The sequence below is a fragment of the Williamsia sp. Y844 genome (assembly GCF_056786475.1).
In genome coordinates, this window is the sequence record NZ_JBXCJB010000001.1 from 361,342 (window position 1) to 374,886 (window position 13,545).

The window sequence follows — 13,545 nt, forward strand, 5'->3', positions numbered from 1 at the left end:
AAGACCTTGTGCAATTATGACGAGACGCACCGTCTCGCTGGAGGTATTCACACCATGACCGAAGCATCACGCACTACTCGTACCTGGCTCATCACCGGCGCAGGCCGCGGTCTAGGTCAGGCATTTGCACAGGCCGCCCTGTCGCAAGGTGATCGCGTCGCCGGGACGGTCCGTCGCCCCGGAGCGCTGGCAAAGCTACAGGCCGAACACCCGAACTCGGTGCAAGAGATCCAGCTCGATGTGCGCGACGCCAGCGCCGTTGCCGCAGCCGTCGATCACGCTGTGCAAACCTTCGGTGGCCTCGACGTCGTCGTCAACAACGCCGGCGCCGGTTTCGTCGGCACCCTCGAAGAGGTCGATGAGCAGCAGGCCCGCGATCATCTGGACCTGAATCTGTTTGGTGCGATGTGGGTTTCCCAGGCCGCAATCCCGCACCTGCGGGCGAACGGTGGTGGCGACATCGTGCAGATTTCGACGGTCGGCGCCATCGGCTCGATGCCGATGTTCGGACTGTACAACGCGAGCAAGTGGGCCCTCGAAGGATTCAGCGAGGCACTGTCCGCTGAGGTCGCGCAATTCGGGGTCCGGGTGACGATCGCCCAGCTCGGCGGATTCGCGACCGACTGGGCCGGGTCGAGCATGTCGTTCGCCGCGCCGAAACCGGAATACGATGAACTCCGCACGGCATTCTTCGGAACTCCCGAGATCCCTTGGCCGACTGCCGATTCCGATTCACCGTCGACCGATGCCGATCCGCGCCTGGCCGCCGACGCGCTGCTCGCGCACCTGGCTGACCCCGACCACCCGTTGCGGGTACTGATCGGCGACGACGCGCGGGATCATGCCGCTCTGGCCTACGCGGCCCGCCGGGATTCCTACGGCGAGCGCAGGGACTTCAACTGGCCTTCGTGAGTCTCGGACCGCACATCTCGGGTCCTGTGGGCCGATCGGGAATCTGACACTCATCGGCGGTGAAAACTGCCACGATTCCGCGCCCCCTCGGGAATCTCCTTCTCGAGCAGGCTCAAGACCAAACCTCAGGCGAAGGCAGCGAGGCCGGCGCGCCAGGCTCCGGCCAGCTCAACGCCGTCCGGAAACCGCTCATCGATCTCCAACGAGACCATGCCGTGGGCGAACGCCCAGATCGCACGGGCACGGTCCTCATCTCCACCGACCGCCTCGACCAGCGGGCGAGCCGAGCGCTCCTCCAGACCGGCAGGCAGCAGATCGCGGCGGAGTGGACGGTAGTTCATCAAGCGGTAGAGGTGGGGGTGAGCGAGCGCGTAGCGGCGGTAGGCGGCACAGAGGGCGGCAAGAACCTGCCCCCGGCGGCCGTCGGACGAGCCTGCGTCGGAGGCAGCCTTCTCCAAGGCCTCGGCCAGCTCGGCAAAGCCATCCGCCACCACCAGCGCTTCGAGAGCGGCCTTGTCCGGCAGGTGCTTATAGAGGGACGGCGCACGGATGCCGACGGCGTCGGCGACGCGGCGCATCGTCAGCGCCACTGGGCCCTCCGCCTCCAGGAGGCTGCGTGCCTCGCAGGCGATCTGCTCCAGGCGAGTATGTGCGTCAGGCACGAACCAATCCTTCCTTGGTGCGAAGGTTGTAACCGGCCAGCCGGTCCACCGCGATGTGCAGCATCCAGGCCAGCAGGAAGGTGAACAGGACGGGGAGCTGGAACGGGCCGACGGAGTAGGCGACGGCCAGCGCAAGCGGGATCGCGGTGCGGTGCGCGGTGTTGTACCAGGGGACAGCGCGGGCCGGTAGCTGTCCCTGATGGGTGGGCTTCGGAGCGCCCATCGCCGCGAAGAAGGTCAGGTCCGGGGCGATCATGCCCACTGCGAGCGCGATCCAGGCGCCTGCGCCGTGGTTGACGCCCTCCAGGATCGCGAATGCAAGTAAAAACGCGGCCCACAGGCCCCATCCTGCACGGCGAGCATGCAGGCCCGGGGTGGCACCGGAGGTGGTGGAACCCTTCGGGGAAAGCGTGCTGCACATGGCGACTCCTCGTGACTCATGCCGATTCTCGCGTGATGACTAACACCGTTAGCCACACGGTATGGCTAACACAGTTAGCCGTCAAGTGGCGACCGAACTACATCGACAAACTCTGGTGGCGACATGGTGTAAGTGGCTTGGTCGTCGCGGCCTCCGTGGATTCCGGGGTAGGTCATCACCTCGTCGACCCTGCCGACAGACACGCACACGTCCGCAAATCTTGCTTTGCTGAGACGGCCCCCTGCATGTAAGCCAAAGGCCACACGGGCGAGGACGAGCACCACCGTCACCGAGCATCACCGACATTGAATGTGAAGACGCCATGAGCGCCGCTAATAACCCCGGCATCACCTCGTACGCGAAAGCCCCCCGCGTAGACCCTCCAGAACCAGAGCCACTCGATGTTGTGCGATGCGACGAGTCCAGCCGCCTTGAATTGTCGTGGCCCGCGAAGGACGCCACAATGCAGACAGCGGATTCTCGCGGTTTCGAGCGTGAGACCTTTGCGGCCGTGGCAACAAGCGGAACCCGTCAGGCCCTCGACGGGGTATCCAGACCTCCTACACGACAGGCGCTTTCGCCGCCAACGCTCAGAGAACCTTCTTCACCACGCTCGACTTCAACTGCATCTGCCCAAAACCCGGCACCTTCGCATCGATATCGTGATCGCCCACACCATCGGAGATCAGCCGAATGCCGCGCACCTTGGTGCCGATCTTGACGACCCCACCACCGGCACCTTTGACCTTCAGGCTCTTGACGATGGTCACGGTGTCGCCATCGGCGAGGACGTTCCCGACCGCATCAGTGACGACGCCACCCACATCGGCAGCATCGTCCGCACCGGGCGCCCACTCGTGACCACACATCGAGCAGACCAGCAACGCGCCGGACTCGTACGCGAACTCACTCGCACACGCCGGACACGGAGGTAGAACGTCAGACATTGAACCTGAACTCGACCACGTCGCCGTCGGCCATCACGTAGTCCTTGCCTTCGATCCGGACCTTGCCTGCAGCCTTGGCAGCAGCCATCGAACCGGCGGCGTCGAGGTCAGCGAAGGAGACGATCTCGGCTTTGATGAAGCCTTTTTCGAAGTCGGTGTGGATGACGCCTGCAGCCTTGGGAGCGGTGTCGCCCTTGTGAATTGTCCAGGCTCGGGACTCTTTTGGTCCGGCGGTCAGGTAGGTCTGCAGACCCAGGGTGTGGAAGCCGGCGCGTGCCAGTGCGTGCAGGCCGGGCTCGTCCTGGCCAATCGAGTCCAGGAGTTCCTGGGCATCTTCGGGGTCGAGCTCGAGGAGTTCGCTCTCCACCTTGGCGTCGAGGAACACCGCATCTGCCGGTGCCACAAGCTCTTTGAGCTTTGCGACGCGCTCGGGATCGGTCAGCACCGACTCGTCGGCGTTGAACACGTACAGGAACGGCTTGGTGGTCATCAGGTGCAGCTCACGCAGTTTCGCAAAGTCCAGCGAATCCTTCTGCGAGAACAGCGTCTTGCCCTCGTTGAGGACCTTCTGCGCTTCCTGCGCCGCATTGAGGACCTCGACGAGTTCCTTGTTCTTGCGCGATTCCTTCTCCAGCCGTGGCAGCGCCTTCTCCAGCGTCTGCATGTCGGCGAGGATGAGCTCGGTTTCGATCACCTCGATGTCGGAGACCGGATCGACGCGACCGTCGACGTGCACCACGTCGTCGTCGGAGAACACCCGGACCACCTGACAGATGGCGTCGGCCTCACGAATGTTGGCCAGGAACTGGTTGCCCATTCCTTCACCAACAGACGCACCCTTGACGATGCCGGCGATATCGACGAACGACACGGTCGCAGGCAGGATCTTCTCGCTCGAGAAGATCTCGGCCAGGCGGTTCAGCCGCGAATCGGGCAGCTCAACCACACCGACGTTGGGCTCGATGGTGGCGAACGGGTAGTTCGCAGCCAGCACATCGTTGTTGGTCAGTGCGTTGAACAGGGTGGATTTGCCAACGTTGGGCAATCCGACGATTCCGAGGGTAAGGCTCACGAGCAGCCAGTCTAGTTCGCCGCCGCAAGTCACCTGCGGGCCGTCCGACCAGCGACCCGATCGGGGGCCGCTGGTCGGCGCCGGCTAGCTCGTCTCGGGTTCTGCGTTGCTGTTGTCGTCGGGAAGGATCAGCTTCGCGTCCTTGCCGTTGGCGACCACTGTCTCGCCCGCGCGGATCCCGATCTGTTCGTTCAGGTACCGCAACACAACGGCCACCACCGCCGCCACCGGGACGGCGAGGAAGGCGCCGATGATGCCGAAGAGCGTGCCGCCTGCCGTCACCGACAGCAGCACGATCGCCGCGTGCAGATTCATCGACTTCGACTGCAACCACGGCTGGAGCACATTGCCCTCCAGCTGCTGCACCGCCACGATGATGCCGAGCACGATCAAGGCGGTCCACGGTCCATTGCCGACCAGTGCCACAAGCACCGCGAGGGCGCCGGCGACAAAGGCGCCGACGATCGGGATGAAACCACCGAAGAACGTGATGATCGCCAACGCGTAGGCGAGCGGCACCCCGAGGATGACAAGGCCGGCGCCGATGAGTACCGCATCGATCATGCTCACCAGGGCCTGTGTACGGATGAAGCCGCCCAGCGTCGCCCAGATCCGGGACAGCACCTCTGCGATGTGCTCGGAAGCCGGCGCGCCACTGGTCCGGCGCAACCATGGCAGGAACTTCGGTCCGTCCTTGAGGAAGAAGAAAGTCAGGAACAGGACCGTGAACAACGTGATGAGTACCGATGTCGCGGTGGTAACACCGGTGAAGACGCCGGAGGCGATCGTGGTGCTGGACTTTTGGATCCGGTCGGTGATCGCGTCGACCGCAGTATTCAACTGTTCGTCACTGACCCGGAACGGTGGTCCCTGCAGCCACTCCTCGATCTCTTCGACGCCGTCGATGGCCTGCGACGCCAGATCACCGGACTGGTCGACAATCGAGGGTGCGATCGCGCTGATGATGCCCGCCACCACCCCAATGGCCAGCAAGAGCACCAGCGCCGAAGACGTCGCCGGGCCGATGCCCTTTTTCCGGAGCCAGCGCACCGGTGGCCACAGGACCGTGCAAACGATGATCGCCAGCACCGTCGGCAACAAGACGACCCAGGCCTCGCCGATGATCCACGCCAGCACCCATGCGCCGCCTGCGATCAGGATCAGACGGAGGCTGTGCTTTGCCAGCCACTGGCCACCGTCCCCGATGATCTTGCCGCGATTCTTCTTCGTCGCATCCTGCGCGCCGGACACGATCGTCTTCTCATTCTCGGGCCGCTTCTTGCCCGGTTCGCCCGCCGGTGTTGTTGCCATGCGTTGATGTTCACATGCCGCTCGCCCGGACACACTTCGACCTGCCGAGTCGCCACAAGATGTCCGCCACAGTTGATACCGCGACCGCGAGGGAGGCAGGTATGCAGACAATTACCCGAAAACGGCTCCCGGCTGCGCGATGGCGCCGAGTTTCGCGGCGCGGTCGAGTCCCGGTAGTTGCCTCAGCCGCGGCGGCGTTGCAGCCAGCGGAGCTTTCCGCCGACGGCATCGTCATCGCGTGTCGGCGAGCTCGCATCCCCCGGCTGATCGGACACCTCGTCGGTGACCCCCGGCTGAGTGGACAGACCCTTTTCCGCTTCGATCGCCGTCCGCACCGACTGTTCGCCGTAGAGACCCATCATGATCTCCACACCCCAACCAGGGAATTGCGACAACGGCGCTTCTTTGCGTCCCCATCGTGTTACGTACATGTGACCACCCTGGCACGCTCATACGCGCTTTGTCCCCGTTTTCCTGCGGAAAGAGTCTAAATCCGGGACGAAGGTCCCAGATCGGGGCGAGGTCTCATTGTGATGTGCGCCACAGCACATTTTGCGGGTGCTGTCCAGCCTCCAGATGCTCGAATTGTCGCGTCCGATTTCCGCTAGTCCTGTGCCTCGAAGACTGGGACAGTGGTCCCATGCCCACCGACACCGCGACGAATCCGAGGCAGCTCGATTTCGATGCCTGTTTTCGTGCCCTCCAGGCCAGGGATGCACGATTCGACGGTCAGTTCTTTGTCGCCGTCCGAACCACCGGCATCTATTGCCGGCCCTCGTGTCCGGCCATCACCCCCAAGCCCACGAACGTCTCGTTTGTCCTGACCGCGGCCGTTGCCCAGCAACAGGGTTATCGGGCCTGCCGTCGTTGTCTTCCCGACGCGGTGCCCGGGTCGCCGCGCTGGAACGTCAATTCGGATCTGGCATCCCGCGCGATGCGCCTCATCGAGGACGGCCTGGTCGATCGCGCCGGCGTGACCGGCCTGGCCGACCACCTGGGTTACTCGCCGCGTCAGCTGGGCCGGGTGCTGGGAGAACAGATCGGGGCCGGACCCCTCGTATTGGCCCGCGCTTATCGCGCGACGACCGCCCGGATGCTGATCCAGTGCACAACCATGTCGATGTCGGACATCGCCTTTGCCGCCGGATTCGCCAGCATCCGCCAGTTCAACGACACCATTCGTGAGGTCTTCGCGCAGACACCCACCCAGTTGCGCGCGAAGGGCGCACCGCGTCAAGCGGCTGCCACCGGCGCTGCGGTGACCCTCAAGCTTGCTGTTCGGCAACCCTTTTCACCGCCTTGGTTGCACTGGTTCCTGTCCGCGCACGCGGTGCCGGGCATCGAGAGCTGGGACGGTGAGTTCTACCGGCGTTCGATGGCCCTACCCCACGGACCGGGCGTGGTCGCCTTGCAGATCAACCCTGATCACGTCCGGGCCGACATCGCACTGCACGACATGCGGGATCTCGGGGTCGCGGTCCACCGGATCCGCCAACTCCTCGATCTCGACGCCGACGTGGCGGCGGCCAACGAGGCACTCTGCGCCGACCTCTCGCTGATCCCCCTGATCGAGCGCATGCGCGGCATCCGCGTGCCCGGCAGCATCGATCCCACAGAGTTGTTGATCCGCACCATGATCGGCCAGCAGATCTCGTTGCCTGCCGCGCGCACCCACACCGGAAGGCTCGTGGCCGCGCTCGGCGAGCCGCTGGAAAATCCGCTCGGCGACATCACCCACCTGTTCCCCACCGCCGCGGCGATCGCCGAACACGGAAGCGAGGTCCTGACCGGCCCGGCCGCGCGGACCACCTCCGTGAGCGGCGTCGCCCGTGAGATCGCCGACGGAGCCCTGGTGATGCATGCCGGAATGCCCGCCGCCGACGTGCGCGCCCAACTCGTCGCACAACGCGGAATCGGTATCTGGACAGCCGACTACGTCGCGATGCGCCTGCTGAACGATCCGGACGTGCTGCTGCATACCGACCTCGTGGTCCGACGGTCGGCGGCCGAACTCGGCATCGACCTCGACAACACTGCGCACTGGTCGCCCTGGCGCTCCTATGTGTCGATGCATCTGTGGCGCAACATCATCGCCCGCAGTTCACCCTCCCTCTCCAACGGCTCGACATCCGTTTCACCACGAAAGCAGGTCTCATGAGCACCGCAGCCTGGTCCACCATTGCCACCCCCACCGGTCCGTTCACGATGATCGTCAACGACGACGCCGAGGTCCTCGCATCGGGCTGGTCCGACGATGCCGAGTACCTCAATGTCCTGATACACAAGTCGATTCGTCCCTTGACGCTCGTCAACAAGCCCGACCTGGGCGCGGTCACCACCGCCGCCGAGCGGTACCACCAGGGCGACCTGGCCGCCATCGACAACATTCCCGTCCGGCAACGGTCGGGCGAGTTCCTCGAGCACGCCTGGGAGGTGCTGCGCACGATCCCGGCCGGATCGCCGGTCAGCTACACCGAATACGCCGCCCTCAGTGGTCGTCCGGCCGCGATCAGAGGAGCTGCGAGTGCCTGCGCCCGCAATGCCGCAGCCCTGTTTGTGCCCTGTCATCGCGTACTGCGCTCCGACCGGTCGTTGGGCGGGTTCCGCTACGGCCTTCCCATCAAGTCCTGGTTGTTGGCTCACGAGGAACCACACACCCCGAGTCCGCAGTTGTGAAGGCATCGGCCGAGTAGATCTCTTCACAACTGCAATCTCGAACCAGTCGCAACGGGGTGTGTCAGACCTCTGATGCACCATCAACACCATGAGTATCACCGCAGTCATACTGCTGATCGTCGGACTGGCAGTCGGGTTCGCCTTGGGTTGGCTGGTCCACGACAACAGGTCCGGGACCGAGGTGGCTGTCGCCCGCGCCGAAGCCGACGCCGCCCACGCCAACCACGAACTCCTGGTCCGATCGCTGTCGGCCGCCAGTGAAGACGCCGCACGCCGGCAGTCTGGCGCGATCGGGCAGCAGGTCTCCCACATCGTCGGACCGCTACGCGAGACGCTCGATTCGCTGGCCGGGGAACTGCGGCGCACCGAACACAATCGGATCGCCGCGTATGCGGGGCTGACCGAGCAGGTCAGCGGTATGCGCGAGACCTCCGAACACCTCGGACATCAAGCGCAGCAACTGGCAGGCGCGATGCGCTCACCTCAGGCCCGCGGACGGTGGGGCGAACTCCACCTCGAGCGGGTCATCGAGGCGGCCGGGCTACAACGGCATTGCGATTTCACGACGCAGGTCAGCGGCACCACTGCCGATTCCGCGCGGGTGCGCCCCGACCTGGTGGTGCACCTCGCGGGAGGACGCGATGTGGTGATCGATGCGAAGGTCCCACTGTCTGCGTACCTCGAAGCCTCCGACAGCACCGATCCCGCCGTACGCGCGAAGGCCTACCGCGCACACGCCAAAGCGCTGCGTACACACGTCCAGCAGCTCTCGTCCAAGGCGTACTGGGAAGCACTGCAGAGCTCGCCGGAGTTCGTGGTCCTCTTTGTCCCGGGTGAGGCGATCCTCGAAATGGCCTGCCGCTCGGATCCCGAACTGATCGACTACGGCTTCACCAACAACGTGGTGATCGCCACCCCCACCAGTCTTGTGGCGCTCCTGCGCACGATTGCGCTCGGCTGGCGGCACGAGGCGCTGACCCGCGATGCCCAACAGATCCATCAACTCGGCAAAGAGCTGTACCAGCGCATCGGCATGGTGAGCAGGCACATGGACAAACTCGGCGGATCGCTCACGAAAGCTGTGGAGTCGTACAACAGCGCCATCGGCACGATCGATTCGCGCGTCACGGTCACTGCGCGCAAACTCTCCGACCTCGACGCCTTCTCCGATCTTGACGACCTGCAGCCTCCGGTGGCCATCGACGCGCAGCCCCGGCGTACCGGAATCGGCCTCAGCTGACCCGATCGGCTGCGGATTTCGTCGTATCCAAGCCACTTGACTGAGCAACTTGGATGCGCGGCCCCGATTCTCCTAGTGAACTTCAAGCCCACTCCAAGCGGCTCGGGACAACCTGATTCCAGTCGCCCTTCACACCTGGAGTCGTTCACATGTATGTCAGCCACGATCGTCGGTCCGATGTCACGGCCAGCACCTGCTCGGGCAGTGTTGTGGTCGGAGGATGGCTCCTCACCATGGCCGCCGTTGCGGCATTTGCGTTCACCACCGGCGACACCCTGCGCGACGGACACGACGCAGTCCTGGTGAGCCAATCGGGTGCCTCCTTCGACCAGAGCCTGTCGGCCACCCGCTCGGCCGCACGCCGGACCTCACCACGCATCGACGAGACCGGCCTGGACAACACCCTTACCCCGGACCCGGAAACGCCTGCCACACCCGCTGCTCCCCGGGGAACCTGCGGTGCGGGCGCGACGACCTCCACCACCGAAAGTGTGCAGCGGGTGAGTGACCGCGAGCTGACGTCCCGATCGACCCACATCCACAGCGGGGCGAGCATCTCCCGGATCACTGCCTCGGCGTGCCGCGTTGGTTCCTCACCGAAGCTGAACCTCAGCGGGGTCTCTGCCCCCTCATCGGGCCGGGCGGCAGGGGCTTCACGTCCCGTCCAAACGGAACCGGCGGTGAAGTGACCCACGGCATCACCTGTGTTCGGTACCAGAATTCTCAGGATTTACCGGTACGGTCGGTATGTGATTTCTGGGCCACGCTCGCGTTCGGGGGTTCCCCTCGACGAGCAATCCGCACTTCCCACCGCACCCGGTGTGCCATGGTGGGGCGCTGTGCTGCTGGCAGTCGGCCTGACCTCGGTCGGAGCAGTGATCGTGGTCGCAGGTGACGACGTTGCACTCGGCTTTACATTCAAGGCGCTCTACATGATCGGCTGCGTCGCTGCGGTGCTTGCCGTCCGGCGCCGGGCACTGTTCACCGCCGTCGCACAGCCACCGCTGGTTCTGTTCGGTGTGGCAGTCATCACGCTGTACTTCCTGGTGTCGGCCGCCGATTCGGGCCTGAAGAAGCTCGTCTTCAATGTGGCTCTGCCCGTGGCGAAACTGTTCCCGGTGATGGGGTGGACGTTCCTCATCGTCCTGGCCATCGCCGCCGCGCGGGTCTGGCTGACCCATCCCAAGAACGCCGGGAAGGTAGTCAAGACCGGCGACGGCAGGACCTCCGCGTCCAAGTCGCCGAAGAAGAGCGCAGACAAGTCGACGGCACGCTCGGCACACAAAGCCCGGCCTGTCCCCGGCACGACCCGGACCGACAAGACCCGAAGCAGTGCCGCGAAGGCGCCCCGACCGCAACCCCGTCCCGCAGTGATCGACGGCGACGGATCGGCACCCACCGCGACACCCAGGTCCCGCGTGCCCCAGGCTCCCCGGCCGCCCGTCCGCACCACCGATCCACGCCCCCGGGCAACCGAACCCCGAATCCCCGAATCCCGGATCCCTGAACGCGGAGACGATCTGGGCGGCCCGCCGCGGCGCCGACGCGCGGCCCCAGAGGTACCCGAGGCCCGCACTCGTCGCGCAGCACCCTACGACGACCGGCAGCCGCCGCCGCCCGGCGCGCGGGCCTACCGTGCGCCCGAGGAAATCATCTACGCGCCACCACCCCGGATCCGCGACCGCGACCTGCGCTGACGCTTGGCCGCCCGGCCCTCTTCAGGTCAGACCGCCAGTTCGAGAGTCTGCCGAGCCGCCCGCCCCAGCTCGACGCCATAACCCGGACCATGGCCAACCGCATGTACGGCCAGCGGATGTAGCTGGTGCAGCGCGATGCGTTCGGGCCAACCGTCGACCAGCTGGTACTCCTCTTCATAGCCCGCGATGACCGCATCGAGGGCCGGGCAACCGAACAGCGCGAGCATCGCCAAGTCGGTCTCGCGATGCCCGCCATGGGCCGCCGGATCGATCATCACCACGCCATCGGGTGTCCACATCACGTTGCCGTTCCACAGATCACCGTGGATACGGGCCGGCGGCTGCCCGTCATCGAACACCCCGGAAGCGATGAGCTCGCAGGCCTCGCGGGTATCCGATTCGTCGGCGCGGCCCAGGTTCCCGGCAGCGACTGCATCATCGACAAAGGCAAGCACGCGTTGCTGGGCGTAGAACTCACCCCAGTGCGCGGTCGGGGTCGATGGCATGGGCCGGTTCCCGATGAACATCTGACCGGTGAATCCGGCCGGAGCACTACCGAACGCATCGGCACCACATCCGTGCATCCGGGCCAGCACCGCGCCGAACTCCTGCGCATGTCGCGGCGTCGGTGCCGCAGTGGCCAGTCGGCGCAGCGTGATGTGGTCGTCCCCGACGTCGAGCACCTCGGGAACGGGAGCCCCGGCATCGGCAAGCCATCGGAGGCCCGCCGCCTCGGCAGCGAAGAAGTCGCGGGGAGCGTCGGATCGATGTTTACGGAATTCGCGTGGGGTCACGGCTCCAGCGTGCCGGAACGGTACCGGTCCCACTACCATTTGCGCATGGCCAGCCTGCAAGAGCGAATCATCGCCGAACTCGACGTCTCCGCGACCATCGACCCACAGCAGGAGGTGGACCGGCGGGTGAACTTCCTCAAGCAATACCTGCTGAGCACCGGCACCAGCGGGTTCATCCTCGGTATCAGTGGCGGGCAGGACTCCTGCCTGACCGGCCGACTCTGCCAATTGGCCGCGGAATCCGTGCGTGCCGAGGGTGGCAGCGCAACTTTTGTCGCGGTGCGGCTGCCCTACGGCGAACAGGCCGACGAAGAAGACGCCCAGATCGCACTCAAGTTCATCGACCCCGATCGCTGCGAGGTCTACAACGTCAAGCCCGGCTCCGACGCCACCGCCGAAGTGGTTGTGCAGACACTCGGTGAGCCGCTCCGAGACCTGGTGCGCGGCAACATCAAGGCCCGCGAACGGATGATCCTGCAGTACGCGGTTGCCGGGCAGGAGAACCTCCTGGTGGTCGGAACCGACCACGCCGCTGAGGCGGTCAGCGGGTTCTTCACGAAATACGGCGATGGCGGCGTCGACATCACGCCGTTGACCGGCCTCACGAAACGTCAAGGCGCCCAGATCCTCTGGCATCTGGGTGCCCCCGAATCGGTCACCACCAAGGTCCCGACCGCCGACCTCGAGGACGACCGACCGGCACTGCCCGACGAAGAAGTCCTCGGAGTGACGTACAGCCAGATCGACGACTATCTCGAGGGTCTGGAAGTCGATGCCGCGGTCGCCGAACGCATCGAATCGTTGTTCCTGCGCTCGGCGCACAAACGCACCGTTCCGGTCACCCCTTTTGACGACTGGTGGAAGAGCTAGCACCCGAATCCGACGCAGCGGCAGACGCTTCGAGGCTCCGCGCACTGACCCGCGCAATGTGATCGAACTGGTTGTTCGCGATCCGCATGACGATCTCGTAGGGCAACGCGAACTTCCGGGACATCCAGTACCCGAACCGGATGTCGAACGACGTGTACACCATGAACCGGTTTTTGCGAACGCCCTTGAGGATGGCGTCTGCCGCCTTCTCGGGGGTCACCGCAACTTTGTGGAATCGCCCGATCTGCCGCGCGATGACCGGGTTGTCACGGTCGACCCCGGCGATCTCGACGGAGTTGACCAGCGGGGTGTCGACCCCACCCGGACAGACGAGCGAGACGCCGATCTTGTGCCGCCGCAGGTCCATTCGCAGAACCTCGGACACACCGCGGATCCCGAACTTGCCTGCACTGTAGGCAGCGTGCCACGGCAGTGCCAACAGGCCCGCCGCCGATGACACGTTGACCAGATGGCCGCCGCGACCCCGCCGGACGATCTGCGGCACAAAGCACTCGATGATGTGGATCGGCCCCATGAGATTGACATCGACCATCTGCTTCCAATGGCGATGCTCGAGGTTTTCCACTGTGCCCCAGGCCGATACACCCGCGATGTTCATCACGACGTCCATCACGCCGACCTCGGCGTCGACTTGCTGGGCGAACCGCTTGACCCACTCGTAGTCGGAGACGTCGCCGGCGCGGTGGAAGACAACCTTGCCGTCGGCGCCACGCACCTGCGCAACCGTCTCGTCGAGGTTCGCCACGTTGATGTCGGTGAGTACCAGTGCCGCACCCTCCTTGGCCGCCGCCAACGCGGTGGCCTTGCCGATCCCGCTTCCGGCACCGGTGATCAGTACCCGCTTGGCTCGCAGGTCTTTCACAGGAGGTTTCATCACCAGTAGGTCTTTGACACTCATGCCTCAACCCTACGGGTCATACCT

The 13,545-nt window shown here is 65.1% G+C and carries 15 protein-coding genes; 7 read left to right on the forward strand and 8 right to left on the reverse strand.

Annotation, left to right across the window (positions count from 1 at the left end; all coding sequences use genetic code 11):
- Positions 1–54 precede the first annotated feature (54 nt).
- Positions 55–912 (forward strand): SDR family NAD(P)-dependent oxidoreductase, encoded by an 858-nt coding sequence (locus AC1TQG_RS01755; protein ID WP_482135233.1) that lies wholly within the window; start codon positions 55–57, stop codon positions 910–912.
- A 125-nt stretch (positions 913–1,037) separates the two neighbouring features.
- On the opposite strand, the gene AC1TQG_RS01760 is transcribed toward AC1TQG_RS01755, so the two are convergent.
- From AC1TQG_RS01760 to AC1TQG_RS01785, 6 genes are all read right to left on the reverse strand, one after another.
- Positions 1,038–1,574 carry a TetR/AcrR family transcriptional regulator gene (locus tag AC1TQG_RS01760; RefSeq protein ID WP_482135234.1) on the reverse strand — a complete coding sequence of 179 codons (537 nt, stop codon included), beginning with the start codon at positions 1,572–1,574 and terminating at the stop codon, positions 1,038–1,040.
- Entirely contained in the window at positions 1,567–1,995 is a 429-nt protein-coding gene (locus AC1TQG_RS01765; RefSeq protein WP_482135235.1) for a DUF4260 family protein, read from the reverse strand. Before AC1TQG_RS01765 ends, AC1TQG_RS01760 begins: the two co-directional genes overlap by 8 nt.
- A gap of 590 nt (positions 1,996–2,585) precedes the next feature.
- Positions 2,586–2,942: a zinc ribbon domain-containing protein YjdM gene (locus AC1TQG_RS01770; protein ID WP_482135236.1), complete on the reverse strand. Its 357-nt coding sequence runs from the start codon at positions 2,940–2,942 to the stop codon at positions 2,586–2,588.
- The gene (gene ychF, locus AC1TQG_RS01775) at positions 2,935–4,014 is read right to left on the reverse strand and encodes a redox-regulated ATPase YchF (RefSeq protein WP_482135237.1); all 1,080 of its coding nucleotides are present in this window, start codon (positions 4,012–4,014) and stop codon (positions 2,935–2,937) included. Before ychF ends, AC1TQG_RS01770 begins: the two co-directional genes overlap by 8 nt.
- A gap of 84 nt (positions 4,015–4,098) precedes the next feature.
- Positions 4,099–5,325, reverse strand: coding sequence for an AI-2E family transporter (locus AC1TQG_RS01780; RefSeq protein WP_482135238.1), 1,227 nt, complete (start codon positions 5,323–5,325; stop codon positions 4,099–4,101).
- A gap of 182 nt (positions 5,326–5,507) precedes the next feature.
- Positions 5,508–5,756 carry a hypothetical protein gene (locus AC1TQG_RS01785; protein ID WP_482135239.1) on the reverse strand — a complete coding sequence of 83 codons (249 nt, stop codon included), beginning with the start codon at positions 5,754–5,756 and terminating at the stop codon, positions 5,508–5,510.
- A gap of 209 nt (positions 5,757–5,965) precedes the next feature.
- Here AC1TQG_RS01785 and AC1TQG_RS01790 point away from each other — a divergent pair, with 209 nt between their 5' ends.
- The 5 genes from AC1TQG_RS01790 (at position 5,966) to AC1TQG_RS01810 (ending at position 10,938) form a co-directional block, all read left to right on the forward strand.
- Positions 5,966–7,483, forward strand: a complete 1,518-nt coding sequence (locus AC1TQG_RS01790; RefSeq protein ID WP_482135240.1) for an AlkA N-terminal domain-containing protein — start codon at positions 5,966–5,968, stop codon at positions 7,481–7,483.
- Positions 7,480–8,001 (forward strand): methylated-DNA--[protein]-cysteine S-methyltransferase, encoded by a 522-nt coding sequence (locus tag AC1TQG_RS01795; protein ID WP_482135241.1) that lies wholly within the window; start codon positions 7,480–7,482, stop codon positions 7,999–8,001. Before AC1TQG_RS01790 ends, AC1TQG_RS01795 begins: the two co-directional genes overlap by 4 nt.
- A gap of 88 nt (positions 8,002–8,089) precedes the next feature.
- Positions 8,090–9,241 (forward strand): DNA recombination protein RmuC, encoded by a 1,152-nt coding sequence (locus AC1TQG_RS01800; protein ID WP_482135242.1) that lies wholly within the window; start codon positions 8,090–8,092, stop codon positions 9,239–9,241.
- 149 nt (positions 9,242–9,390) lie between these two features.
- Complete coding sequence (locus AC1TQG_RS01805; RefSeq protein ID WP_482135243.1) at positions 9,391–9,930, forward strand: hypothetical protein; 540 nt, start codon at positions 9,391–9,393, stop codon at positions 9,928–9,930.
- Positions 9,931–9,990: 60 nt separating this feature from the next.
- Complete coding sequence (locus tag AC1TQG_RS01810) at positions 9,991–10,938, forward strand: DUF6542 domain-containing protein (protein WP_482135244.1); 948 nt, start codon at positions 9,991–9,993, stop codon at positions 10,936–10,938.
- Positions 10,939–10,964: 26 nt separating this feature from the next.
- Here AC1TQG_RS01810 and AC1TQG_RS01815 read toward each other — a convergent pair whose 3' ends face one another.
- Positions 10,965–11,771, reverse strand: coding sequence for a fructosamine kinase family protein (locus tag AC1TQG_RS01815; RefSeq protein WP_482135245.1), 807 nt, complete (start codon positions 11,769–11,771; stop codon positions 10,965–10,967).
- Between the two features lie 6 nt (positions 11,772–11,777).
- On the opposite strand from AC1TQG_RS01815, the gene nadE reads away from it, so the two are divergent.
- Complete coding sequence (gene nadE, locus AC1TQG_RS01820; protein ID WP_482135246.1) at positions 11,778–12,602, forward strand: ammonia-dependent NAD(+) synthetase; 825 nt, start codon at positions 11,778–11,780, stop codon at positions 12,600–12,602.
- Here nadE and AC1TQG_RS01825 read toward each other — a convergent pair.
- Positions 12,571–13,521, reverse strand: coding sequence for an SDR family oxidoreductase (locus AC1TQG_RS01825; protein WP_482135247.1), 951 nt, complete (start codon positions 13,519–13,521; stop codon positions 12,571–12,573). The genes nadE and AC1TQG_RS01825 overlap by 32 nt on opposite strands.
- Between the last annotated feature and the right edge of the window lie 24 nt (positions 13,522–13,545).